The sequence below is a fragment of the Arcicella lustrica genome, assembly GCF_034930985.1.
In the GTDB taxonomy this organism is placed as follows: Bacteria; Bacteroidota; Bacteroidia; order Cytophagales; family Spirosomataceae; genus Arcicella; species Arcicella lustrica.
The window spans coordinates 65,545-90,605 of the sequence record NZ_JAYGIM010000004.1; the positions used below are offsets into that span (position 1 = coordinate 65,545).

The 25,061-nt window shown below is 33.8% G+C and carries 24 protein-coding genes; 7 read left to right on the forward strand and 17 right to left on the reverse strand.

What is annotated here, in order from left to right:
• Positions 1 to 57: 57 nt before the first annotated feature.
• From VB798_RS05710 to VB798_RS05720, 3 genes are all read right to left on the reverse strand, one after another.
• Positions 58 to 792, reverse strand: a complete 735-nt coding sequence (locus tag VB798_RS05710) for a hypothetical protein (protein ID WP_323256887.1) — start codon at positions 790 to 792, stop codon at positions 58 to 60.
• Between the two features lie 293 nt (positions 793 to 1,085).
• Positions 1,086 to 1,457 carry a hypothetical protein gene (locus VB798_RS05715; protein WP_323256889.1) on the reverse strand — a complete coding sequence of 124 codons (372 nt, stop codon included), beginning with the start codon at positions 1,455 to 1,457 and terminating at the stop codon, positions 1,086 to 1,088.
• Between the two features lie 12 nt (positions 1,458 to 1,469).
• A complete protein-coding gene (locus VB798_RS05720) occupies positions 1,470 to 1,880 on the reverse strand; it encodes a hypothetical protein (RefSeq protein WP_323256891.1) in 411 nt (136 codons plus the stop codon).
• A gap of 156 nt (positions 1,881 to 2,036) precedes the next feature.
• On the opposite strand from VB798_RS05720, the gene VB798_RS05725 reads away from it, so the two are divergent.
• Together VB798_RS05725 and VB798_RS05730 are read left to right on the forward strand one after the other, a co-directional pair.
• Complete coding sequence (locus VB798_RS05725) at positions 2,037 to 3,626, forward strand: sensor histidine kinase (RefSeq protein ID WP_323256893.1); 1,590 nt, start codon at positions 2,037 to 2,039, stop codon at positions 3,624 to 3,626.
• A gap of 103 nt (positions 3,627 to 3,729) precedes the next feature.
• On the forward strand, positions 3,730 to 4,788 hold the full coding sequence (locus VB798_RS05730) for a response regulator (RefSeq protein WP_323256895.1): 1,059 nt from the start codon (positions 3,730 to 3,732) through the stop codon (positions 4,786 to 4,788).
• Position 4,789: 1 nt separating this feature from the next.
• Here the strand turns inward: VB798_RS05730 and VB798_RS05735 are convergent, their stop codons facing one another.
• The 4 genes from VB798_RS05735 to VB798_RS05750 form a co-directional block, all read right to left on the reverse strand.
• Positions 4,790 to 5,422: a DUF3267 domain-containing protein gene (locus VB798_RS05735; protein WP_323256897.1), complete on the reverse strand. Its 633-nt coding sequence runs from the start codon at positions 5,420 to 5,422 to the stop codon at positions 4,790 to 4,792.
• A 56-nt stretch (positions 5,423 to 5,478) separates the two neighbouring features.
• A complete protein-coding gene (locus VB798_RS05740; RefSeq protein WP_184134900.1) occupies positions 5,479 to 6,216 on the reverse strand; it encodes a LytR/AlgR family response regulator transcription factor in 738 nt (245 codons plus the stop codon).
• Between the two features lie 159 nt (positions 6,217 to 6,375).
• Positions 6,376 to 7,476: a sensor histidine kinase gene (locus VB798_RS05745; protein ID WP_323256899.1), complete on the reverse strand. Its 1,101-nt coding sequence runs from the start codon at positions 7,474 to 7,476 to the stop codon at positions 6,376 to 6,378.
• Between the two features lie 203 nt (positions 7,477 to 7,679).
• The gene (locus VB798_RS05750; RefSeq protein ID WP_323256901.1) at positions 7,680 to 8,339 is read right to left on the reverse strand and encodes a histidine phosphatase family protein; all 660 of its coding nucleotides are present in this window, start codon (positions 8,337 to 8,339) and stop codon (positions 7,680 to 7,682) included.
• A gap of 147 nt (positions 8,340 to 8,486) precedes the next feature.
• Here VB798_RS05750 and VB798_RS05755 point away from each other — a divergent pair, with 147 nt between their 5' ends.
• Both VB798_RS05755 and VB798_RS05760 read left to right on the forward strand, forming a co-directional pair.
• Entirely contained in the window at positions 8,487 to 8,909 is a 423-nt protein-coding gene (locus VB798_RS05755) for a hotdog fold thioesterase (protein WP_323256903.1), read from the forward strand.
• A 144-nt stretch (positions 8,910 to 9,053) separates the two neighbouring features.
• Positions 9,054 to 10,304, forward strand: a complete 1,251-nt coding sequence (locus VB798_RS05760; RefSeq protein WP_323256905.1) for a chorismate-binding protein — start codon at positions 9,054 to 9,056, stop codon at positions 10,302 to 10,304.
• A gap of 7 nt (positions 10,305 to 10,311) precedes the next feature.
• Here the strand turns inward: VB798_RS05760 and VB798_RS05765 are convergent, their stop codons facing one another.
• From VB798_RS05765 to VB798_RS05795, 7 genes are all read right to left on the reverse strand, one after another.
• Positions 10,312 to 11,613, reverse strand: coding sequence for a hemolysin family protein (locus VB798_RS05765; protein WP_323256907.1), 1,302 nt, complete (start codon positions 11,611 to 11,613; stop codon positions 10,312 to 10,314).
• Positions 11,614 to 11,694: 81 nt separating this feature from the next.
• A complete protein-coding gene (locus tag VB798_RS05770; RefSeq protein WP_184134906.1) occupies positions 11,695 to 11,982 on the reverse strand; it encodes a hypothetical protein in 288 nt (95 codons plus the stop codon).
• Positions 11,983 to 12,055: 73 nt separating this feature from the next.
• Positions 12,056 to 14,629 carry a cytochrome c biogenesis protein CcsA gene (gene ccsA, locus VB798_RS05775; protein WP_323256910.1) on the reverse strand — a complete coding sequence of 858 codons (2,574 nt, stop codon included), beginning with the start codon at positions 14,627 to 14,629 and terminating at the stop codon, positions 12,056 to 12,058.
• Between the two features lie 119 nt (positions 14,630 to 14,748).
• Positions 14,749 to 15,186, reverse strand: a complete 438-nt coding sequence (locus tag VB798_RS05780) for a cytochrome c maturation protein CcmE domain-containing protein (RefSeq protein WP_323256912.1) — start codon at positions 15,184 to 15,186, stop codon at positions 14,749 to 14,751.
• A gap of 120 nt (positions 15,187 to 15,306) precedes the next feature.
• Complete coding sequence (locus tag VB798_RS05785) at positions 15,307 to 15,528, reverse strand: CcmD family protein (protein ID WP_323256914.1); 222 nt, start codon at positions 15,526 to 15,528, stop codon at positions 15,307 to 15,309.
• Positions 15,529 to 15,532: 4 nt separating this feature from the next.
• On the reverse strand, positions 15,533 to 16,192 hold the full coding sequence (locus tag VB798_RS05790) for a cytochrome c biogenesis protein (RefSeq protein WP_323256916.1): 660 nt from the start codon (positions 16,190 to 16,192) through the stop codon (positions 15,533 to 15,535).
• 266 nt (positions 16,193 to 16,458) lie between these two features.
• Positions 16,459 to 17,124 carry a heme exporter protein CcmB gene (locus VB798_RS05795; protein WP_184134922.1) on the reverse strand — a complete coding sequence of 222 codons (666 nt, stop codon included), beginning with the start codon at positions 17,122 to 17,124 and terminating at the stop codon, positions 16,459 to 16,461.
• A gap of 267 nt (positions 17,125 to 17,391) precedes the next feature.
• Between VB798_RS05795 and VB798_RS05800 the strand changes: the two genes are divergently transcribed.
• The 3 genes from VB798_RS05800 to VB798_RS05810 all read left to right on the forward strand — a co-directional run bounded on the left by VB798_RS05800 (position 17,392) and on the right by VB798_RS05810 (position 20,700).
• Entirely contained in the window at positions 17,392 to 17,610 is a 219-nt protein-coding gene (locus VB798_RS05800) for a FeoA family protein (RefSeq protein ID WP_184134924.1), read from the forward strand.
• Positions 17,611 to 17,766: 156 nt separating this feature from the next.
• Positions 17,767 to 19,887, forward strand: coding sequence for a ferrous iron transport protein B (feoB, locus tag VB798_RS05805; protein WP_323256921.1), 2,121 nt, complete (start codon positions 17,767 to 17,769; stop codon positions 19,885 to 19,887).
• 168 nt (positions 19,888 to 20,055) lie between these two features.
• Positions 20,056 to 20,700, forward strand: a complete 645-nt coding sequence (locus VB798_RS05810) for a TIGR04282 family arsenosugar biosynthesis glycosyltransferase (protein ID WP_323256923.1) — start codon at positions 20,056 to 20,058, stop codon at positions 20,698 to 20,700.
• Position 20,701: 1 nt separating this feature from the next.
• On the opposite strand, the gene VB798_RS05815 is transcribed toward VB798_RS05810, so the two are convergent.
• The 3 genes from VB798_RS05815 to VB798_RS05825 all read right to left on the reverse strand — a co-directional run bounded on the left by VB798_RS05815 (position 20,702) and on the right by VB798_RS05825 (position 24,710).
• Positions 20,702 to 22,219 (reverse strand): NAD(P)H-hydrate dehydratase, encoded by a 1,518-nt coding sequence (locus tag VB798_RS05815; protein WP_323256925.1) that lies wholly within the window; start codon positions 22,217 to 22,219, stop codon positions 20,702 to 20,704.
• A gap of 9 nt (positions 22,220 to 22,228) precedes the next feature.
• A complete protein-coding gene (locus VB798_RS05820) occupies positions 22,229 to 22,822 on the reverse strand; it encodes a precorrin-2 dehydrogenase/sirohydrochlorin ferrochelatase family protein (RefSeq protein ID WP_323256927.1) in 594 nt (197 codons plus the stop codon).
• A 217-nt stretch (positions 22,823 to 23,039) separates the two neighbouring features.
• Positions 23,040 to 24,710 carry a fatty acid--CoA ligase gene (locus VB798_RS05825; RefSeq protein ID WP_323256929.1) on the reverse strand — a complete coding sequence of 557 codons (1,671 nt, stop codon included), beginning with the start codon at positions 24,708 to 24,710 and terminating at the stop codon, positions 23,040 to 23,042.
• Between the last annotated feature and the right edge of the window lie 351 nt (positions 24,711 to 25,061).

The window sequence follows — 25,061 nt, forward strand, 5'->3', positions numbered from 1 at the left end:
CGCATCATTCATCAATCTTAGAATTAAAGATTTTAGACCGTAATTACCCTTTATAAATTAGATTTTAACTCTAATCGAAAAAGATAGTTTTGGAATAAATGAATAGTTTTTGACATTATTCTGAATACTCAGAATGTTGGCATCAGTAATAAGTGTCTCTACAACTCCAGAACGGTCTAACGTCAATTTAGGCGAACCAGAATAATAAGTCCCTAACTCAAAGCCAAAACCTACACGTCTTTTAGGAATCGCTCTACCAAAGCCAAAACCTACGTATGGGCGAATAGCATTTCCAGATACTTTAAGATTCGCTTTTCCGAAATCTTCAGCATCCATTTGAAAGTCTGATGCAAATTTAAAAGTACCTGTTTTAATTGTGGGTTCTGCCATTACTTCAGAATCTCCTGTTCCATAAGCCAAGCCTCCAACTAATTTGAAAGACTTGTTTTTAAATGGATGATAATCCACAAAAGCATCTATCAATATTGATTTAACTTTTGGAGTAACATCAATATCGGAAGCATCATCGCCAAGCGAAATTGTAATGGGCGGGGTAACAAACATACTGACATCAAAATAACTAACACCAATTCTGAGGTTCAAGGAATTGTCTAGTTTTAATGCTTGAGCTACTTCTCCACCAAAACCCATTGTTCCAAATTGGATACTAATAGAGTTTCTTCCATACTGATATTCAGTTAAAATTGGCGGTTCTTGTGATGAGGGAATGGATTGTGCTACTACTTGGCTAGTAATACCAAATGCAATTAGAAAGTAAAAGAGTTTTTTCATAAAGCGTCTAGTCAAATTATTTAAAAGTTAAAATTCTGATATGATAGTTTTAGTAAAAATATGAAAACAAGTAATAATACATCAATTATAGTTCTAAGGTGCTTCGAAGAAGTTTACTTATTGGAAATGAAAAATGTAAGATTGATAAATTTAGGTTGAATTTAATCACTTAACAAGTAAAACGTATATAAAATATGCTATTTTTATATTTATACGTTTAATGCTATTCAACAAAAAAAGAGCTAGTACAAGTACTAACTCCTTCTCTTTAAAACTAAAAAATGGTTTCCGAATCAAAGTATTTTACCCAATAAACGATAAAACTGATGTTTATGTAAGATAAAGTCTTTTTCAAGCGTTTCGAAAGCTGACCTTTGTCGTTCGTGAATTAATTCCATTTGCTCATCAAATAAAAAACTTTGGGCTTGAGCATAATCTGCAAAACGTTCTTCCTGAGTTTTAATACCAATTAGTAAATTTTCAATTACTTCTTTTGCATTACTAAACTCTTGGTTGAAGGTATTTACTTCCAGCAACAATTCTTCTTCAGTATTTTTATTTTTTACTTCTTCAATCAACTTTTGGAAGTACTTCAACTCATCAGCATAAAATGCCAATGAATCTATCCATTGCATGTTTTCGTGGTGACATACATCAAATTTCATAACATTCTAAGATTAAAGTATTTTTGATAAACATTTATAAAAATCGTGTTTTGTACGAATAAATTCATTTTCGAAAACTTGATAACGCTCACGCAGTGAAAAATGTTGAGTACATATTTCTTCTCCTAATAAAAACTCTTTACCCAAGGCATCATCTACAAAACCCCATTGTTCTTGATTAATCACCTGTAATAATTCGTCTGATTCTCTATGCAGACTTTGTAGTCGGTTTTCAAAGACAAAAACCTGATTCAATACTTCTAATATGGTATTCTTAGCTTTTACGTCCTCAATCAATGTATCAAAATATGATAATTCCTCTCGATAAAAAGTTAGATTTTGTAACCATTTTACGTTCTCTTTATGATACACGCCATATTTAAATACCTGAGTATCATAAACATTATTTTCTACCTTCTCCATAGTTTGTTTTCTTAATTATTAAATTTTATACTATAAATTTCTCCTCTTTTTAATGGACTGCCTAGTATAAAAATCATATATTAAGCTGACATATCTCAAGTTTATTTTCTTAGCATCAAGCAAATTTGTACCTTTATTTATCAAAAAAATATTACTATGGACTTCCCTATCAATACTATACTTTTAAAAACTATTTTAGAAGATACTCCAGCTTTTATGGGTATCTATAACATATCTACTCATCGTTATGTTTTTATTAACAAAGTGGGGCTAAGTATGTTAGAAACTACTGATTTAGATGATTTTACGGCTAAATACCCACGTGGTTTCAGAAAAGATAAACTCAATCTTGAAACCCAAAGTAAAATCTATCAGCATTTAAAGGAGAATCAAACTTGGATAGAAGATACACTTTTTGAAACAAGTAATCATCTTGAGTTCTGGGGAACTTTACAAATCTCTATGTTCGAAAGTGAGGATACTCAGTATTACTTGGTGCGTATTAACGATATTTCATACCAAAAAAAGGCGGAACAACAATTAAAGGATGATAATAATCGCTTTGAAGCATTGTTTATGCACTCTGCCATTGGATTAATTATGGTTGACCGTGAAGGAGTAATCATTTTATCTAATCGCTTTGCCAATGTTATGTTTGGCTACGAACAAGGAGAATTGGAAGGTAAACAATTGGAAATACTGATTCCACAAAATATCAGAGAAAAACACCGTGAAACCTATACAAATTATACCAATAAACCGCAATCAAGACCTATGGGGATTGGTCTTGATTTAAAAGCTCGTAAAAAAGATGGTACGCTTTTTCCTGTAGAAATCAGCTTGAGTCATTTTAAATCTGGTGATAAACCTTACTATATTTCTTTTATCAATGATGCCACTTTCAAGAAAAAAGCTGAAACCGATTTATTAATCAAAACTACTGAGATTCAAAAACTCAATAATAGTCTTGAAAAAGAAGTAGTGAATAGAACAAATGCTTTGGTAGAAACACTTAAAAATCTGGAGCAATCTAAAAAAGAACTCGAAGTTGCACTGAATAAAGAAAAGGACTTAGGCGAGCTTAAATCTAGGTTTGTTGCCATGGCTTCACATGAATTCAGAACTCCTCTTACGGCTATACTTTCGGCGGCTTCCTTGATTGAGAAATATACAAAATCTGAAGACCAAGAAAAAAGAGAACGCCATACCCAACGAATAATGAATGCCGTTGGAAATTTAACAGATATTCTGGAAGAGTTCCTTTCTGTTGGCAAACTTGAAGAAGGAAAAGTAAATGCTAAATTGGCAAATTTCGAATTACCAAAATTAGTAGAGGAAAGTACCAACGACCTCAAGAATATGCTCAAGAAAAATCAACAAATAGCATATCAACATTTTGGAGAAACCATCGTTTGTTTAGACAAATCTTTATTCCGAAAAATCATTATCAATTTAGGCTCAAATGCTATCAAGTTCTCAAATGAGAATTCCGTCATCAATATTTCTACTGAAAAACTCGACAATATGCTTATCTTGAAGGTTTCCGACCAAGGTGTGGGTATTTCAGAAGATGACCAAAAACATTTATTTGACCGTTTTTTCAGAGGCGCCAATGTTACCAATATTCAAGGAACAGGTTTGGGCTTACACATCGTAGCTCGCTACGCCGAATTATTGAATGGAAAAGTATTTGTTGAAAGTACCTTAAATCGTGGTACAACTTTCAGTATTAAATTTGCTCTGTGATTTTTAAAGTAACCAATATCTCAAAATATAATTAATCTTTTTATTTTTGGCAGAAATCTTTCTGGAATTTTAATTAACAAGAAACACCCTTAAATACTCGCAAATGAAAACAATACTCCTTATAGAAGACAGTGACGATATCAGAGAAACAACCGCTGAAATTTTAGAACTTGCAAGTTACAATGTTCTGACTGCCGAAAATGGAAAAGTTGGGGTTGAACTTGCCCAAAAAGTAAAACCCGATTTAGTGATTTGCGACATTATGATGCCAATTTTGGATGGATATGGAGTATTGCATATTTTTAGCCAAAACCCAGAATTACAAAACATTCCATTTATTTTCTTAACGGCAAAAGCTGAACGTTCAGACCATCGAAAAGGGATGGAAATGGGCGCTGACGATTACTTAACGAAGCCTTTTCAAGAAATCGAACTTTTGAATGCCATTGAAAGTAGATTGAAAAAGATAGATAACCTTTCTAAATCATTTAAAAATACGGAATTAGAATTAGAAGAACTTTATCAACAAGCCCGTGAATATGTTGATATTAACTCGCTTTCTAAAGATAGAAAAGTATCAGCAATTAAGAAAAAACAATTGATTTACACTGAAGGCGATGAACCGATTAAGTTTTACTTCCTAAAATCTGGGAAAATTAAAACGTATCAATCAAACCGAGATGGAAAGGAATTTGTAACAGGTTTATATAATTCTGGAGATTTTTTTGGACACATTGCTATTATTGAATCAACTGAATACCAAGAATCTGCAGAAGCACTTGAAGACTGTGAAGTAATCGGAATTCCTAAGAACGATTTTTTAGAATTAATTACAAGAAATCAATCTGTTGCAAATAAATTCATCAAAATATTAGCAAATGATATTCAAGAAAAAGAAAAGCAGTTGACTCAAATGGCTTATAATTCTTTAAGAAAACGTACTGCTGATGCCTTGGTGATGTTATCGAAAAAATACAAAACCGAAAAGCAAGATAAATTTTCAATTAGAATTTCTAGAGACGATTTAGCTTCTGTTGTAGGTACTGCCACTGAATCACTCATCCGAACATTAAGCGATTTTAAATCTGATAAATTGATTGAAGTAAGTGGAAGCGAAATCACCATTATCGAAGAACAAAAATTAGCAAATCTCAGGGGTTAGATTAATCTTTTTCAAAGAAATAAGTCATTCCTGCCTCATCAATATCGTCATAAGTAAACATTTGTTTATGACGATATTTGAAGTAATATTTTATCAGAATAAAGTCTCCCAAACAGCCATAGGTGTGTAAAATGAAAGTTGAAACAACAAGCGTTTTGTATTCTGGCACAGCAAAAAAGGCAACTAGCAAAGCCAAAGTAATCACTAAAAAAGGCATCACTGCAACAATAGCATTTTCTTTTAAACTCATCACAAATTTCTGAGCATAAGCATAAACCATCAATGTTTTGGGAGTCCAACCAAAACCTACTTTCTCTGCCCCAAGTATTTTAAATACGAATCCATGAATGCCTTCATGAATGGGCAATAGAACAAAAATCAATAGTCCAAAGGCTTCTAAAAATTGCCAAGAATCAAGTTTAAACTTCCCAATTTGTTTCCCAATAAAATAGCCAACAACAGCTCCAACCATTCCTATCAGAACAATTCTCATAATTTTATTGCCTGTTTTGGGTTTAGTTGAGTTGGCTCCTAATTCTTTCATTAGAAACGTCATCATTTCATCAATCTTAAATGACTCTACGAGTGAAAAATGATTTGGGTTATGGAGTTCGTCAATGCTGGGCTTTTTCATATAAAAGAAAAAATGGTCGTTAGTTTAAAACAAAACTAACGACCATCCTCTAATGTTTATAAACTTAACAATTCTTTAAATCGGATTGCTTGGCGACGAGAAATTTCAATTTTATCTCCACTTTCTCGCAAGGTTACTTGTAAGCCACCTGAAAACCAAGGTTCTATTTTCTGAATATATTTAAGGTTAATGATATGCTTTCTGTTGGCTCTGAAAAAGGTTTTTGGATCAAGTCTATCTTCTAAAGCATTTAATGATTTTAAAACCAACGGTTTCTGATCATCAAAATAAAGTCTCACATAATTCCCCATCGATTCAAACAAACGAACATTTCCTAAACGAACAAACCAACATTTTTCGCCATCTTTCACAAAAACTTGGTCATTTTCAGTTAAAACAACCGTACTATCTTTTACTGTTTCAGTAAGCTGTTTTTGGCGGTCAAACTCCTCTTCTACTTTCTGAATTGCTTCGCTTAATCTGTGTAATTCAATTGGTTTAAGCAGATAATCTAAAGCATTAAATTCAAAGGCTTTGATAGCGTATTCGTCGTAAGCAGTTGTAAAAATTACTTCCGGCACATATCCTTCCAAATCACTCAATAAATCAAAACCTGTTTTGCCTGGCATTTGAATATCCAAAAATAACAAATCAGGATGCAGTTCGTCAATCATCACAACTGCCTCATCTGCATTGGCAGCTTCTCCAACGATGTTTATTTTAGGAAAATTCTCTAGCAAGCGTTTTAATTCGTTTCTTGCCAAACGTTCGTCATCAACAATGATAGCCTTCATATTAAATTTTATGGTTTCTGATTAGCTTCTAATCATCTTTTTAAGTAATCAATACAATTAAAGTAGCGTTTTCATTTATCATAAACAACTGATAACTAGAACTTTGAAATGCTACCGAGATGGCGGACTGTTCACCAATCACAGTTTACAAATCACTACTTAGATTGTCACTTTAGGTTTTACAATATTAGTAATTTTTGAAAACGGAGTATCTTTTTCAGGTTCAGCAGACGGAATCGGTATCGTGATTTCAGCCGTAACAACATCTTTGGATGCTTGATAAATTCTAAATTTAGATTCTGGTCCAAAGAGTAATTCTAAACGATGTGCGGTGTTTTCTAGTCCGAAACCTCCCGAATCTGTGGTTTCTAAAATACCTGTATTACTAATAATGATTAATAAATTCTTTCCGACCAATTTTGCTTCTAAACTCACAAAACCACCTTTTACAGGTTTCGATACACCATGTTTTATGGCATTTTCTACCAAAGTTTGTAATAACATTGGCGGTACTTGTACGTGCATCGTGTCTGGATAAATATTTTTTCTGATTTGCAGACGCTCTTCGTAACGAATTTTTTCTAGTGCTAGATAATCTTCAACCGTTCTTAATTCTTCAGAAAGTGAAACCGTTTTTCTTCTATCTGCCAGCAAAGAACTTCTTAGAATATTGGATAATTGCGTTACTGCTTTTTGGGCTTTATCGGGTTCTTCCAAAATCAAAGCACGAATACTATTCAAAGCATTGAACATAAAATGTGGATTCATTTGCGCTCTTAATACTTTTGATTCTGTTTCTTTGACTGATGATTCTAAGCGAATTTTATCTACTTCTACTTCAGATTTTCTTTCGAAATAATGTGAAGCATAATAAAATAGTGTCCAAATCATCAATGGTTTTGCCCAGCTAAATATAAACTGCATCACAAAAAAGAAAGACCAAAGGTCTCTTTCTTCTTCTTCTCGCAACAAATAAGAATCTAATGGAATATTGACAAATGCCATAAAAACTGACATAAAACCTACTGCAACCAATATTCGAGGAATTACTCGGTCGATTGGCAATTCTACCCAACCGTATTTTTTAATGATTTTTCTGAAATTATGAGTAATTACAATGGCAACAACAACATTCAAAAGTGCTGCAACAAACCAATCTAAAGACCAACCAAAATCATTCGAATAAATCAAAGCTTCGTTGGCCAACCACGCCGACCAGCCGAATACTTGCAAAATCCAATATAACTTAGCTCTAGACATATTAATCTTTTCTACTACACTTCTAAAATGAAATGTAAATCTCCCGTTTCTTCTACCTTTTTACGACAAATTAAGGCAATGTACTAAAAAGCAATGGAATTATTCAGTAAACGGAAAGTGGGCTTGATAAACGGATAAAAGAGGAAATGAAGAATTGAGGGAAATATGAAAGAAGTATTTTTACATATTTCCCTTGAATATGATTATTCGACGATAAGGTCGTCGAGATGTGAAAGGTCGTTTTCTAATTCTACAAAAAATTTACCTTGCTCGTAATCATAAGTAAGTTTGTACAAACAAAGATTGGCGTGTTCAAAAGTATCCATTTCTTGCAGTTCACGTTCTAACAATAATGTTAAAATGATTCTGATGGCTCTTCCGTGCATGGCGACTAAAATAGTTTCTTCTTCTGGACGAGATACAATCAAATCAATCACAGGCTTTTGGCGAGTAATTACATCTAATGGGCTTTCTCCGCCTTCTGAAGGCATATCTACCTTACCATTAATCCAACTATCAATAAGTATTTTATAATACTCGTTATCGACGTCATTAGGTACTCTTCCTTCACGCACGCCCCAACTGATTTCGTTTAGTCCTTCGTGTTGTTCCCAAGGAAGTCCTTTTTCAAGAAATTTCTTTACCGATTGGTGCGTTCTCTGTAATGCAGAAGTATATACTTTATCAAAATTAATATGGTGATATTTTTGAAAAAAAGCTTCTGCCTGAGCATGCCCTAATTCATTCAATTCAGAATCAACGCCACTGCCTTGTACAATACCTTGACGGTTGAAATCTGTTTCTCCATGACGGATTAAATAAACGGTCTTAATTTTGGGAGTTTGTGATTGCTCGTTAGACATTGATTTGAAGGATTATATTTTATGACAATCTTTTAATGGGTTAATTGCCTTTTTACAAATTATGTAAAGTTAATCAATAAAAAAATCATTTAGTTTGACTAATTTCCCGCAAAAATACAGTTTTTGAGCATAAATCAAATCATCAACATGATAAAAACATCCTATACACTCGAACAACTTAATGAAAGAAGCAAAGGCAATATGGTTGGGCTTTTAGGAATTGAATTCACTGAAATAACAGATACTTATATTGCTGCCAAAATGCCCGTCGATGAACGCACCAAACAACCGATGGGATTACTTCATGGCGGAGCATCAGTGGTATTGGCAGAATCTTTGGGAAGTATTGCTTCTTGGATGATGCTAGAAAACATTGAAACTCAAGCCGCAGTAGGCATTGAAATCAATGCTAATCACTTAAAATCAGCTCGTGAAGGCTTTGTTTATGCCAAATGTTATCCGTTAAAAATTGGTAGAAAAATCCATGTTTGGGACATTAAAATAACCGATGAAAAGGGTGATTTGGTTTGTGCCAGCAGATTAACCACTGCAATTATTGATAAAAGATAGTTAATGTTAAATTTTAAAAAACTTAAACTTTTAACATTCAAAGACTTATAAATATTTAGAAAAAATTTAAAAATTTCTGAAACCGCATTCATACACAAGATGTTAATTTTATAGTTCTTTATAAATTACTAAACACTTCAGGATATGACCCCGACTTCGGAATTTCATATTTCACAACAAACACATAAGTTAGAAAGACTCTCGCAAATTGCTTTTTCAGAGGGTTTTCCTTTGGCACTTTGGCAGTTGCCACAATCTACTGAGAAACAATTAATCATTGATCTTTCTGGAAGTACACAACGTACAAAAATAGATTTAGATGAATTACCTGCGGGATTTGTGATGAGTCCTTTTCAGGGAGAATCACTATTTCTTAGGGGTGATTTATACTATCGTTTTGATACAAATAATCATGAAATTGAAGATTCTATCAAAGGAAAAACACTTGAAGCAGAAGTGTTTGAACGAAAATATTTAGATTATTCAGAAGAGGACGAAGTAAATTCTTCGACAAAAAATAATATCAAAAACCAACAAGTTCACATTTCAGAAAGTACTTTAGAAAAATGGGATGGTGGATTATATAATGAAATGATTTTTGCAGAAATGGTTTCAAAAGCCATTATTGCCATTGAAAATGGTGAAATGCAAAAAGTAGTTTTATCAAGAACAAAAAATGTTACTTTACCCGAAAGTTTTGAAATAATTGATGCTTTCCAGAAATTATGTAAGGCTTATCCCAATGCTTTTGTTTCTTTGGTGTATTTGCCAGAATTTGAAGCGATTTGGCTTGGAGCAACACCCGAAACCTTGGTTAGTGTAGATGCACAAGGCATTTTCAAAACGATGTCTTTAGCTGGTACTCAGTCTGCCATTGGCGATAATGGTGAAATGCTTTCGCCAATCAGTATTCGCTGGTCGCACAAAGAAATTGAAGAACAGGCTTTTGTGAGTAGATACGTTATTGAATGTTTCAAGAAAATTCGTTTGAGAGAATACTGCGAAAGTGGGCCAAAAACAGTGCAAGCGGGTAATTTGATGCACTTGCGAACCGACTTTAAAGTAGATACAAAAGCACTTAATTTTCCTCAATTAGGAACAGTAATGCTTGAATTACTGCATCCAACTTCAGCTGTTTGTGGAATGCCCAAAAATGCAGCTTTGCGTTTGATTGCCGAAACAGAATTACACAACAGAGAGTTTTACAGCGGTTTTCTTGGTCCAGTCAACATTAAAGATGAAAGTCATTTATTTGTTAACCTAAGAACAGTAAAAATTCAAGGAAATCACGCTACTTTTTTTGCAGGTTGCGGCATTACTGCTGATTCTAATCCAGTAAAAGAATGGTATGAAACAGAAATGAAAAGTCAGACTTTAATCAACGTGATTCTGTAAAATCAGCCTAATGTTTCATCGTGTAAGACTCTGATTTTTTTTCGATGTCACCAATTATCATCAATTTTACAATATCAATTCTAGCATCCGTCATCTCAATAATTTGGAAATTAAATGGATGAAAAATAATGGTTTCATTAATTTCTGGAATGTCTTCATTAATACTGATAATCATACCACCTAAAGTGTCATAATCACCTTCTGGAAGGTTCCAGTCGTATTTATCATTCAAATAATCAATTTCTAATCTTGCAGAAAGTAAATAGGTTTTATCTTCAAGTCGCTTCTCGGTAAGATTTTCATTGTCATCGTATTCATCCTCAATTTCACCAAAAATCTGCTCCATTACATCTTCCATACTTACTAAACCAGCGGTACTTCCAAACTCGTCAACCACTAAAGCGAGCGATTTATGTTCTTTAGAAAAACGGAATAATAAATCTTTCGCAGGCATCGCTTCAGGCACAATTGGAATAGGCGTTAAAATGCCCTGAATCTCTTTGGGTTTTTTGAATAAAGCCAAAGAATGGCAATATCCCAAGACGTCCTCCATTGTTTCTTTATAAATCAATACTCTTGAATGCCCGCTTTCTACAAATACTTTTTTCAATTCTTCAATACCGTCTTCAATATCCACCCCCACAATATCCGTCCTTGGAATCATACAATCACGTACACGTACTTGTTTGAATTCAAGTGCATTATTGAAGATTTTAGTATCTACTTCTGCTTCTTCTTCTGTGGATGTTTTGCGGTTCAGATTTTGAAGATAATTGTTCAAATCTGTCAAGCCAAAAGCGGGTCTTTCTTCCGAATATTCTAAGCGTAAAATATTGTTAATAAACCATTTAGACAAACCAACAATTGCCCAAACCAATGGATACATCAATGTGTAAACGATAAGAATTGGAATTGCCAATACTTCTAAAAATCCATCAGGATTTAATAAAAAAATGCTTTTAGGCGTAAATTCAGATGTCGCTAAAATGATAACTGTACCAATAAAAGATGCAATTAAACCCGCAGCAATCCCGGAAATTGGCAAGTATGCCTCTATCTCATGATGTAAATATCCTTCCATAAAAATACCGTAGGCTACCAAGGAAAGTGTATTTCCAATGAGCATCGTTCCGATAAATTTTGAAGGATTCTTTAGATAGTTAGAGATAATCTGCCCTGTAATTACTCCTTGTTTGGCTTGGAGTTCAAAATAAAGTTTATTGGCAGATACAAAAGCCATTTCCACACCTGAAAAAAATGCCGAGGCGATAATGGCGATTATTATACTTAGTGCTTGTTGGGAGTCCATATTTTGGGTTAGGAGCTTAGAGATTTGCCTAACAAAATTGTTGTTTCTTTCTCAAATATAGAAAGAAATCTTTAAAATCACTTACTTTTTCCCTTTCAATAAAGCCTTTCTTTGGGCTTGTTTATCATCTTTTGCTGTTTCGACAGGTTTGTTTTCTGCTTCTTTCTCTTCTTTTTTCAAACGAATTTGTTTAGAATATTGGAAGTAAAACAAACAAACCATCGCAAACATTAGGAATGAATAATGATAAAATATCTTATTCCAAAAGGTAGGTTCTAGCCCAGCTGGTAAACCTGCACGTAAATCTAAAATCCACATGATGATAAAACCAATGGCTGCAAATAGAAGAAGTATTTCTTTTTTACTCATGTTAATCTTTCATTTTAAGCTTTAAAACAATTATAAGCGTTATGTTTAATACCAAAACGCTTATAATTTTTCCTTAAAAACCTTTGTCTCTCATCAATTTGAATTCTCTGTATCTTCTGATGATTGCCATTACAAAACCAACAATTAATACCAAAGTTCCTACCCAAAGTAAATTGATTAATGGCTTCTGAATGGCTTTCAAGATGATAAAATCTCTTTGTGTGGTGTTGATTGCAAAACCAAACTGACCAGTTTTAGGGTCGATGTTGGTAAACTTTGCTCTCACGCCAATTTCATCATTTTCTATTGCTGGCATGGCTACCAAACCTTCTTTAATCACAAAAATCGGATTTACTTCGTAAGGTCTGAAATCTTTACCCATTACTTTTATCGTAGCTTGAACTGCTGCATCGTTTGGTCCTAAAGGTTTGCCTTCGTAAGTATCAACACGTTTTACTTGGTCTAACACAGCTACATAGTCGTTCAAGAAGAAAGTATCTTTCAAAGCAACTGTAAAGTTTTCGGTTTTACTCCACTCCTTTTCTTCCAAATTTGGTGCTAAAGCCACATAAGTATAAAGGTCACCACCAATGGTATGTTTTAACGCTGGAGATGGAGCATTTCCCATCTTTTTATTAATCTGAAATCTTGGGAAAAGCGTTGTTATTTTTCCTTCTTTATCTCTGAAATCAATTTCATAGAATTTGTTTTCTGGAAAAACTGGTAAAGTATCACCTGCTGAATAATATTTTTTTCCTTGCTGAACGATGTCTTCCAAAGCTACTGCATGGAAATCATTTTCAATCAATTCTACTTGTTTTGGATGAAGATATTCTGGTAATTCTCTTCCTTCTACTCTTACTCCTTTATAAGTAAGTGTATAATCACTCATTTCAGAAGGAGTATTCAACCAAAGAATTACGTTTTCTTTATTCTCTTTATCGTTGTCTTTCGTGAAAGCTTCGTCTTTTTCAGAAATCGCAAAACCACTATTATTGATTGAAACTACTTTTGAATAACCGGAAGAGAACAAAATGCCCAGAAGCATCATTGCCACACCAATGTGCGTAACAGCTCCGCCTGATAATTTATAATTTCCTTTGAAAATATCTAGCAAAATAGTACCATTCGTGATGATTGAGAAGATTCCTGCAAACAACAAAGTAATATAAGTTGGCGTACTGAAGAAATCACCTACTTGTGATTTTGTTGTGAAGAAAATCGCTACGAAAGTCAAAATTAAACTTAACAAAAGTGGTGTTAATAAATGTTTACTGAGGGTTTCTTTTTTGATTTTTCTCCACCAAAATGATTGTCCGATTCCAGAGAAAATAGCAATACCAACACCAAACCAAATTTGAAATTTAGAATAATAAGTTGGGGCATCGGCAGGTGGCGCTAATTTTGAAACAAAGCCTAGTCCTTCAACAATTTTATTATAAACTGGCAGTGAAGTAGCCGCAATAATCTGGAAGGACGACAAGCAAAGTGTAGTTGCTCCCATAAAAATCCAGAATTCACGACTGTAGGTTGATACTTCTTTTTCATCTGAAGGAATGTCTTTCCAACGAATTACTAATAAGACAATCGCAACAAATAAGAAAAACAACATGTAAATCAATAACTGACCAGAAAGTCCTAAATCAGTAAAAGAGTGTACAGACGCTTCTCCTAAAATTCCACTTCTATTCAAGAAAGTAGAGTAAAGAACCAATACAAAAGTAGCAATTACTAAAATGTATGAAGTACGCAAAGCTGCTTCATTATTTTTGTAGATAATCATGCAGTGAATTGCCGCTACTAATACTAACCAAGGCACAAATGAAGCATTTTCAACTGGATCCCAGTTCCAATATCCACCAAAGTTTAAGGTTTCATAAGCCCAATAACCACCCATAATAATACCAACACCCAATACTAAAGCCGAAACCAATGCCCAAGGCAAAGCTGGACGAATCCATGAACTAAATTCTTTTCTCCAAAGCCCTGCAATAGCATAAGCAAATGGAATTAAAGTAGTTGCAAAACCTAGAAATAAGGTTGGTGGGTGAATAACCATCCAATAGTTTTGAAGTAATGGATTCAAGCCATTACCATCTTCAGGAATGAAATCAGGTTTCATTGCCCAAACCGGCAAATCTGGCATGGCTTCACGCATTAATAAAAATGGTGATGAGCCAATTTTTAAATCAATTATTGGTAATACTACTCCCAAAATCATTGAACATAAAAACACTTGTACTGCGCCAAAAATAGCCATTACTGGTGCTTCCCAATGTTTATTGGTATTGATTAGTACAATTCCTAAAACGGCATGCCAAAATATCCAAAGTAAGAAACTGCCTTCTTGCCCTTCCCAAAAACAGGAAATGATATAATAAACAGGTAATGCTTTTGATGAGTGAGACCAAGCATAATGATATTCAAAATAATGCTTGTAAATAATGGTGTACAAAATTGCAATAATACCGATAACAGCGGCTCCGTGTATATAAAATGCGAAACGAGAAAAACGTTTCCAAGAAGCTTGTTCTAATAAATCAGTGGTTTGTACCGATTTGAAGTAGCCAAATGTTGAAATTAATGATGCCACAAACGACAAAATAATAAACAAGTGACCAATATTTCCGATGGTTGTATGTAACATAAAGGGATTGGGGACTTCGGATTTCGGGTTTCGGATTTTTAAAACCGAAATGTTCTTTCCAAAATCGTTAATAAAAAGCTATCGTAATATTCGATAGCTTCCTATACAAATTATAAAGATTATGACTGCTTTTCTGGTTTTGCTTCTTTAAACTCTACTTTACCATCTTGATATTTTGAAGGACATTTAAGCAAGATTTTTTCACATTTGAAAACATTTCCATCCATGTTACCAATGATAACCATTTGCTCTGCTCTGCCCATATCTTGTGGTTTCGGAGCATTGTAAACTACTTTTTGTTCACGCCCATTGTTATCAATCAGCATAAATTCTAAGTGGTTGGCATCAAGCGTTGGATTATAGACCAAATCCTGAATATTTCCAGCAGCATCTTTTTTCAATTTGCCAACTACATGTACTTGGTCGTTGTCGCCAGTTTTTGCCATGTTTTCAGCGACAGAAAAATCAACATAAGTACTTGCTTCTGTACCTGTTGAAACAAGAATTGCTACGGCAATAGCAATCACAATTAGTCCGATGATATGCGTCTTTTTCATATTTGTTTATAATTAGTGATTGAGTGAATTGTGAGTTAGTGATTCGTTAATAATCCTAAAATCTAACATTCCGAATTACTCATTTCTGAAAGCTTAAAGCTCGTAGCTCACAGCTTCCCACTATTTTCTTATTTGTTTTTCTAACTTAGAAATTTTACTATCAAGATTTATTAAGTAAACGATGATTCCAGCGAAAATGGTTGCAACAACTGCTACTACTACATAAATTCTACCGTCAGCAAATAATTTATCAGCCATTTCTGGTTCTCCAGCGGCATTATCTTGTGCAAAAAGGCTTACTGAAATAAGTAAGCAAATGATTAACGAAAGTGTCTTTTTCATATTTCTAATCTTGATTCAATGCTATCAATTTTCTAATTCTTAAACGAAGGCTGGTAATCCAGAAAGCTAAACAAATCCAACCAATACAGGCAGGATAAAAAACGATTCTCATCGTATGTTCAGTATCCATTGGTTTAAAACCTGGATTCCCGCCATTTCCCGGATGAAGCGAATCTGTCATTCTTGGTAAAATAATCAATAATGGTATCAACAAAGCAACTGCAAAGATGTTATAAATCGCTGAAATTCTTGCCCTTTGCTGTTCATCTGTAAAAGAACCTCTTAAAATAACGTAGGCAAAATAAATTAATAAACCAATTGCAGCACCATTCAGTTTCACATCGTTTGTCCACCAAGTACCCCAAGTATATCTTGCCCAAATACTTCCTGTTGCAATCCCAACAATTCCAAAAACAATGCCCGTATTGGCATATTCAGCCGCTTTGTCATCAAAACTAATAAGTGGATTACGAAGATATTGAATTGAATTCCATACCGAAACACTTAGCATGGCAAACATCGAAAACCACATCGGTACATGAAAATAAAGATTACGAGCGGTTTCGTGAAGTATCGGTTGGCTAGGTATTCTACCCAGAAAACCCCAAATTACTACATAAGCCAATAGCACTACGGCCAAGATTTTATACCAGTTTTGTTTCATTATTTATTTGTGATTGAGTGAGTTGTGAATTAATGAGTTAGTGATTTACTATTTCACTCCATATTTTCTCACTCTCTTGTTATTATTTTTTGTAAGCTATTGATTGATAATTTCCAGAATCTATTTATCAACCTCAACTTATATCATTTCCATTTTACTATTCAAGCCAACAAACTCAAATTTAAAGTCTTACTTATTGTCTCAAAATCCTAAAGTCTTGAATCTTGCGTCTTGCCTCTTGCTTCTTGTCTCTAAAATCCCCAAAACTAACTTCTCCACAAAAAAGGAAAAAGAATCACACTCAAAACAAGGACAATAGCATCTATTGCTAAAAGCATGAATACTTCGTCCAAGCTACTGGCTCTATCGAGTCCATCCAAAGCATTTTTAGAAATCTTCAATAACATCAAAAGCATTGGTAGAATAACTGGAAAGCTAAGGATTGCCATCAAAGTAGCACTATTTTCAGCTTTTGAAGCAATTCCAGCAATCATTGTAAGCGTACTTGCAAAACCAACTGCCCCCAACACAATACTTGCCAAATACAAAGGCATATCTCCAACTGGATTTCCCATCACTACAGCATACACACCAAAACCTGCCAAAGCCAGCACTAACATCAAAAGTGTATTATAAACAATTTTTGAAAGAATAATTCCGACAGGACTCGCCAAAGTATAATAATACAAAAGCCTTCCGTAACGCTCTTGTGTAAAACTTTTAGCAATGGCATTCATCGCAGTGAATAATAAAATAATCCAAAAGAGCGTATTCCACGTAATTTTATCAATCTGATTGGCTTTCATTCGAAAAGATAAATAACAAACATACACTGTACTAACAATATAGAGTAACATGCCGTTTAAGGCATATTTCTGTCTCAGTTCAAGCGTAATTTCTTTTTCTATTAAAGCCTTAATCTCTTTAAACATTCTCGGGAATAGGCAAATGCCTACTTTCTGTATTTTTTTGCAAAGTTACGACACAAACAAAACGCTTGGTCATGAAACAAAATAATATTTTGACATTCCAAAATGATTTTAGTCATTAATTGTTTCTAATGAAGGAACTCTTTGTTAATTTGCATTTGTTTTAGAATAAGTCTAAATAAATCATTTTTCTTTAGATCTAATTAGCTGTTCGATTCCGATTATAGTATTTGAGTATTTATTCAGTTTTTACTGATGAAAACAAAGCCCATGAAAACCATTGCAGATTTAAAAATAGGAGAACGAGGAGTTATCGTAAATTTCACAGACCAAGGTTTATCGTTGAAATTACTTGAAATGGGTTGCCTACCCGGTACTCAAGTCACTATGACACACATCGCCCCATTCGGCGACCCTATCGCAGTAAAAGTTTCGGGTTATGTACTTTCAATGAGGTTAAATGAAGCCTCAACGATTGTAGTTGCCTAAAAGTAATTATACAATTTGATGATATTTGTATTTTCGTGATGAAAACAACTTATCAAAAAAGTGAAAATAACATTTGATGTTATTCAATTACTTCATTTTAAAGCTTCTTTAAACAAAGGATGCTCTCAAGAAATTGCCGTTAATTAATTTAATAAATTGAAAAAATCTCCAAAAATAGCTCTCATCGGGAATCCAAACGCTGGGAAATCATCGTTATTTAACTCACTAACAGGACTTCGTCAGAAAACTGGAAATTTCCCTGGAGTAACGATGGACAAACTAATTGGTAAGTGGAAATTAGAAACTGGGGATGAAGCCGAAATTCTGGATTTACCCGGCATCTACAGTATTTATCCAAAATCAATGGATGAACAAGTAGTTATCAACATTCTAGCCAATCCAAAACATCCCGATTATCCAGATTTAGCCATTGTTGTTGCTGATGCTTCAAACCTTAAACGTAATTTGCTACTTTTCAGCCAAGTACGTGATTTAGGAATTCCAACAGTTTTAGCACTAAACATGATTGACGTAGCAGAATCGCAAGGAATTGTGATTAATTCTGTGAAATTATCTCGTGAATTGAATGTTGAAATTGCTGAAATCAATGCTAAAAAAGGAATCGGATTAAACGGTTTGCGTTTGGCAGTCAATAAAACCTTAGAATCTGGCTATAATTCAAATGATTCGCTACCAATGTCTTATTCAAAAGAATTGGTAGAAGAAATCAAAGAAAAATATGGCGATACCGATGATTACCATGCTTTACTTTGGCTTTCGGAACATGATAATTTAAGACAATTCAATACGCAACAAAGAATAGGTTTTGATGCACTTCAAGAAAAGTACGGTTGGAAAACGCAAGAAGCGCAATCAAAAGAAACGATGGCAAGGTATGCACAATTGAATGAAATTGTGGATAACTGTTTACACGAAATGCCTGTTGAAGAAGAACCTATCAATACTTGGACCGACCGACTTGATAAAATTTTCTTACATCGTTTCTGGGGTTATTTTATTTTCTTGGGCATTTTGTTCATTGTTTTCCAAGCAATTTTTACTTGGGCAACTTATCCAATGGATTTGATTGACGGTGGTGTAGCCTCATTAAACGAATTCCTCAAAACTGAACTTCCTAATTCAAAACTTACCGATTTATTAACCGATGGGTTGATTTCGGGTATTGGCGGTGTGTTGATTTTTATTCCACAAATTGCCTTTTTATTCTTGTTTATTTCCATGTTAGAAGAAACAGGTTATATGTCGAGAGTAATGTTTATCATGGATAAACTAATGCGCCGATTTGGTTTGAGTGGAAAATCTGTCGTGCCTTTAATTTCTGGTATCGCTTGTGCCGTACCAGCCATCATGAGTACCAGAAGTATTAGTTCGTGGAAAGACCGATTGATTACAATCATGGTAACGCCTTTGATGTCTTGTTCAGCACGTTTGCCAATTTATACGGTGTTGATTGCTTTGGTTGTTCCTGAAAAAAGCTCATTATTTGGCATTTTCAATTTACAAGGAGTAGCACTTTTTGCACTTTATTTATTAGGTTTTTTCATGGCTTTATTCTCCGCTTGGATTATGAAGTTATTGCTAAAAGTGCAAGAAAGAAGTTATTTCATCATGGAATTACCTTCTTATAAAGGACCGAGATTTTCGCACGTTGCTATCACGATATTAAATTCTACTAAAGCATTCGTATTTGAAGCAGGTAAAATTATTGTAGCCATTTCAATTGTATTGTGGGTTTTAGCAAGTTATGGACCTGGAGATGCCATAGAACAAGCAGAAATTAAAGTAAAAGCAGAAAACCCAACACTTTCTGGCATTGAATTAGACAACAAGATTGCTTCTCAGAAATTAGAGAACTCTTATGCTGGCGTATTTGGAAAGGTTATCGAACCAGCCATTAAGCCTTTAGGTTATGATTGGAAAATCGGAATTGCCTTGATTACTTCTTTTGCTGCCCGTGAAGTATTTGTGGGTACGATGTCAACTATTTATAGTTTAGGTGGAGAAGTAGATGATGAAAACTCGACAGTAATGAATAGAATGCGAGCAGAAATTAACCCTGAAACGGGTAAACCGATGTATGATACTGCATTAGGATTTTCATTATTGATTTTCTATGCTTTTGCCATGCAATGTATGAGTACACTGGCAATTACTTATCGAGAAACAAAATCTTGGAAATACCCAGCCATCCAATTATTTTACATGACAGGCTTAGCTTATATTTCAGCACTTATTGTGTATCAGGTACTGAAATAATATTTCCAACAAGATTGATGATAAAGGCAGGCTTAGGGTCTGCTTTTATTGTTTTATGATAAAATACATTTTTCTCTCAAAGTCATTCAAAACTTTTCTTGGTAGATTACTCTTCGTCTTCTATATTTAAGGAAACGATTAATTTATTCACTCGCATCTCGACAAACAATGCCTCAACAAAGTGCACTCATTATTTTTATTAAAAATGCAGTATTAGGAAAAGTAAAAACTAGAATTGCTCAAGATTTAGGAGATGAAAAAGCTTTGAAAATTTATGAAACGCTTACTGAAATCACTCGTTCAATTACTGATCAATTAACTGGAAAAAAGGTATTGTTTTATTCTGATTTTATCGATTACAATGACGCTTGGGATAATACTTTGTACGATAAGCAATTGCAAGTTGGCAATGATTTAGGAGAAAGAATGCTCAACGCTTTTACCTACACATTAAGCAAAGAGAATATTAAAAAAGCAAGTATTATTGGAAGTGACTGTCCAGACATTAGTCTATGGCATCTTACCAAATCATTTTATGCGCTTGATACACATGAAGTAGTAATTGGTCCAGCAAACGATGGTGGCTATTATTTATTAGGAATGCGAAAAGCTTATCCCGCAATTTTTCAAAACAAAGCTTGGAGTAGCAATAGCGTTTTAAAAAGTACTTGTGAAGAACTCTTGGCTTCAAGAATTCCTTATTATTTACTTCCTTATTTGACTGATACTGATACCATTCACGATTTTAGTCCAGCGTTTGAGCAATTACTTATTCAGAAAGGAATTCTTACAAAAAATGAATTGAATCAATAAATTACCATCTCAAATTTTCGATAATGTCACTGGCAATCATTGCCATTTGCCCACGAGTTTCAGCGGCTAAATCTCCTGCTTCTCCATGTTTAAAGACACCTAAAATAGTGGCTTCTTTCGCTGAATAATTTTGAGCCAGTAAAGCAGCAATTATTCCAGTTAATACATCTCCACTTCCACCCGTAGCCATTCCTGCATTGCCTGTCGCATTAAAATAAATATCTCCTTCGGGTGTTGCAACTGCGGATTGATAGCCTTTCAACACTATAAATATTTGATATTTTTGAGCGAAAGTTTGAAGTAAAGCCAGTTTCTCATAATCGTCTTTCCATGTTTTTCCCAATAGTTTTTGAAACTCTTTTGGATGAGGTGTCAAAATTGTATTTCTTGGTAGTTTATTCAATAATTCTTTCCCTTCCTCAGTCGCTAAAAGATTTAAGGCACCAGCATCAATTACCAGTTTTTTATCTTGAGCCGACAAAATTACGCTTTCCAACATTTTAAAAACATCTGGATGTGTACCTATGCCCGGCCCGATTGCGATGGACTGATAAATACTTAAATCATTCTCCGTAAAATTGGTTGAAATAAAATCAAAATCGTTAGAACTTGTCCAAGTCATCGCTTCAGGAACAGCAATTTGCATGATTTCAAATGCAATGTTCGGAACATGGCAAGTAAGTTTTCCCACTCCCGAATGCAGACAAGCTTTGGCTGATAAAATAGCTGCCCCCATCATTCCTTTTGAACCAGCAAGCAATAAAGTATGTCCAAAAGTACCTTTATGAGAAAATTTAGGACGAGCTATTGGTTGAATGTCTTGAGTATAAAAATAATAAGAAGGTAATTCTGAAATCATTTCTTGGTTCAAACCAATGTCTAAAACTTCCCACTCACCGACATGTTCATAATTTTGAGGAAGCATCAAAGCCAATTTTGGCAACTGAAAAGTAATGGTAAAATTGGGTTTAAAAATAACATCTACTTTTGTATTTGCTTCATCCATAAACAAACCAGAAGCGATGTCAACCGATATTTTTTCAGCACTCAATTCATTTAATTGAATAATCAAAGCTTTTAGAAGTCCATCAACAGCCCGATTTATACCAGCACCCAAAATGGCATCAATGATAATATCATTTGCTGTGATTTGTTGAAAAGCTTTAAAGTCATCTTCATTTTTAATAAAAAAAACCTTTTTTAATTCTTGTAGCCTGCGAAGATTAATCTCAAAATCAGTACTTGTTTTTTCAGCATACTGAGCAACAAAAACATTAACCGAAAAACCTTTTTGAATCAATAAACGGGCAATCGCCAAACCATCTCCACCATTATTTCCTAAACCACAAAAAACATTGACAGACAATTTTGAATTGTGAAAATACTTTTGAAGAAACCAATTCATAAAAGCAACGGAAGCTCTTTCCATTAAATCAACAGAAGAAATTCCTTCTTTTTGAATCGTAAAAGCATCCAATGCTTTTATCTGACTCGCTTTCAAAATTTTCAGCGTTTTCATTGGCTTTGATTATTTTTTATTAATCATACTTTCGGTTACTTCATTCAAAACTCTGATTTTTTCCTGAAAATCACCTTTGATTGATTTTCTAATTTCTCGCAAATTTTCTAATAGATTCTGAATATCATCTGGAATAATATCATCCAAAAACTCACGCATTCTTTTAGCCATCGTTGGCGATTTTCCATTGGTCGAAATTCCAATTTTCAAATCTCCTTTTTGCACGATTGAGCCTAAGTAAAAATCACAAAGCGCTGGTGTATCCGCAACATTACAAAGGATATGGCGTTCTGCTGTTATTCGCTTAATACTTGCATGTAAGTCAGGATTATCGGTTGCTAAAATCACCAAATCTCTTTCGTTCAAATCACTATTCTCGAAATTTCTTTCTTCTAAAATTACTTGAGGAAAATCTTTGGCGTATTCTCTTAATTCTGGTCTTATAAAAGTGCCAACAACGGTTACTTTGGCATCTGGACTATTGTTGAGCATTGCCGAAAGTTTTTCTAAACCAACATTTCCACCGCCAACAAGTAAAACATTTAGTTCTTCTAATTTAAGAAAAACAGGAAATAATCGGTTTTTTATGGAAGGATTTTGCATCGTCTTTTAATTAATTGAGATTAAGTACTTTCGTACAAGTTTTCCGTTGTTGGTTATTCTGTTTTGAATATCTTGACAATAATCAAAATACTTGAAAAAATTCTCGACAACTCAAGTATAAATTTAAGCTAACCATTGGAAAAGCGAAGATACAAACAAAAAACCTTGCTCGGAATCCGAACAAGGTTTCAGTAATCAAGCATTTATATAAAAATCATTATGAAAGACTTTTCTCTTCTAAGTTCGCCAACGAAGCTCTTATTACTTTTTTGTCGATTTTTCCGACTGATGTTTTCGGAATCGCTTTAGCAAAATCAACCGAACTTGGGATTGTCCAAGCAGTAATTGTTTGGTCATCCACATATTTTTGAAGGAAATCTTTGAGTGTTTCTTTCGTTAAACTTTTTCCTTCTTTTAATATAATCATTGCATGAGGACGTTCTCCCCATTTTATATCTGGAATTCCTACAACCGCTACTTCTTGAACAGCCTCATGTTTACCTATTAAGTTCTCCAAAGCGATAGAACTCACCCATTCACCGCCCGACTTTATTACATCTTTTATTCTATCAGTAATCTTCAAAGAATTACTTTGATTCATTGTGGCAACATCACCAGTATGCAACCAGCCATCTTTCCACAATTCTTCCGACTTTTCAGGTTCATTAAAGTAACCTTGAGTCAACCAAGGTGTTCTAGCGGTAATCTCCCCAATTGTTTCACCATCTTTCTCTGCTACTTTCCCCTCTTCTGTAAGTAATTGCAAATCAACCAAAATTGCAGGAGTTCCAGAACGAGTACGAGCTTTTACTTGAAAATCTATGTCTGTATTTTGTACATCTTCTGGCTTGAGATAAACTGTTGATAAAATCGGACAAGTTTCAGACATTCCATATCCAGTAATTACATCAACGCCTCTTTGTAAAGCCGCTTTAGCTAGTGCTTCTGGTAAAGCAGAACCACCAATTACAACTTTCCAACGAGACAAATCAATTTGTTGTGTAGCTGGATGGCTGACAAACATTTGTAAAATTGTTGGCACACAATGTGAAAACGTGACTTTTTCTTTCACAAAACACTTTAAAACGGTTTCGGGCTCAAACTTACCTATGTAAACTTGTTTGGTATTACACATAGTTGCCACATACGGAAAACCCCATGCGTGAACATGAAACATTGGTGTAAGTGGCATATAAACATCTGAATTATTGAAGCGACAAGCGCCATCAATTGCACTAAATGTTACACTAATTGATAAAGTATGTAATACCAATTGGCGATGGGTAAAATAAACGCCTTTAGGGTTTCCAGTGGTTCCAGTAGTATAAAAAGTGGTCGCTACTGCATCTTCATCAAAATCTTCAAAATCGTATTCATCAGAAGCTTTTGCTAAAAGAGCCTCGTATTCACCAATAATTGGCAAAGTAGTATTATTAACAAACTCGCCATTATCAGCGCAAATAATAATACTTTTCACTGTAGTAATTTCATCAAATATTGAAGCCAAAAGTGGCAAAAAGTCAATATGGCAAATTATTACTTCATCTTGAGCATGATTGATTGTATATAAAACCTGAGCAGGAGAAAGACGCCAATTAATAGTATGCAAAACGTTTCCTGTCATCGGAATGCCAAAAAAACATTCTAAGTAACGATGAGAATCGTAGTCGATTACAGCAATTGTTTTTCCACCATCAATTCCCAAATTTTTAAAAATATTTGCTTGTTTTCGTACTCTTCTGTTTAGTTCGAAATAATTGTATCGCAAAGTATCCTTATAAACAATTTCGTTATAAGGCTCTAACATAGTAGAATAAGCAAGGATACTTTTAATCAGTAAAGGATATTTAAAAGCTTGACTTGCTGGTGGTAATTTGCGAATATTCATTGAAAATCGTGAAAACAATCACTGATTTATTATAAAAAATATAAAATTATTAATAATATTACAAAGGTATATGTTTTGATAAATTAAAGTAAATAAATGTTTATTTTTTATTTGGAAAAACTAGCGAAATAACGAGCTAAAGGCATTTTAGGGTTATTTTCAGCCTTTATAAAAGAAAATACTCTTCAAAAACAAGTTAGAAAATCTATGACATATAAGACTGTAAAATATTTCCTGAAAAATTTAAAATCCCGAAATCAAAAAGTTTAATGATTTTTTTATGGTTTTAAGCCAGTCCTGTCTTATTTTTACTTCATACTTTACAGGGCATAGCATTTATTTAGAATATAT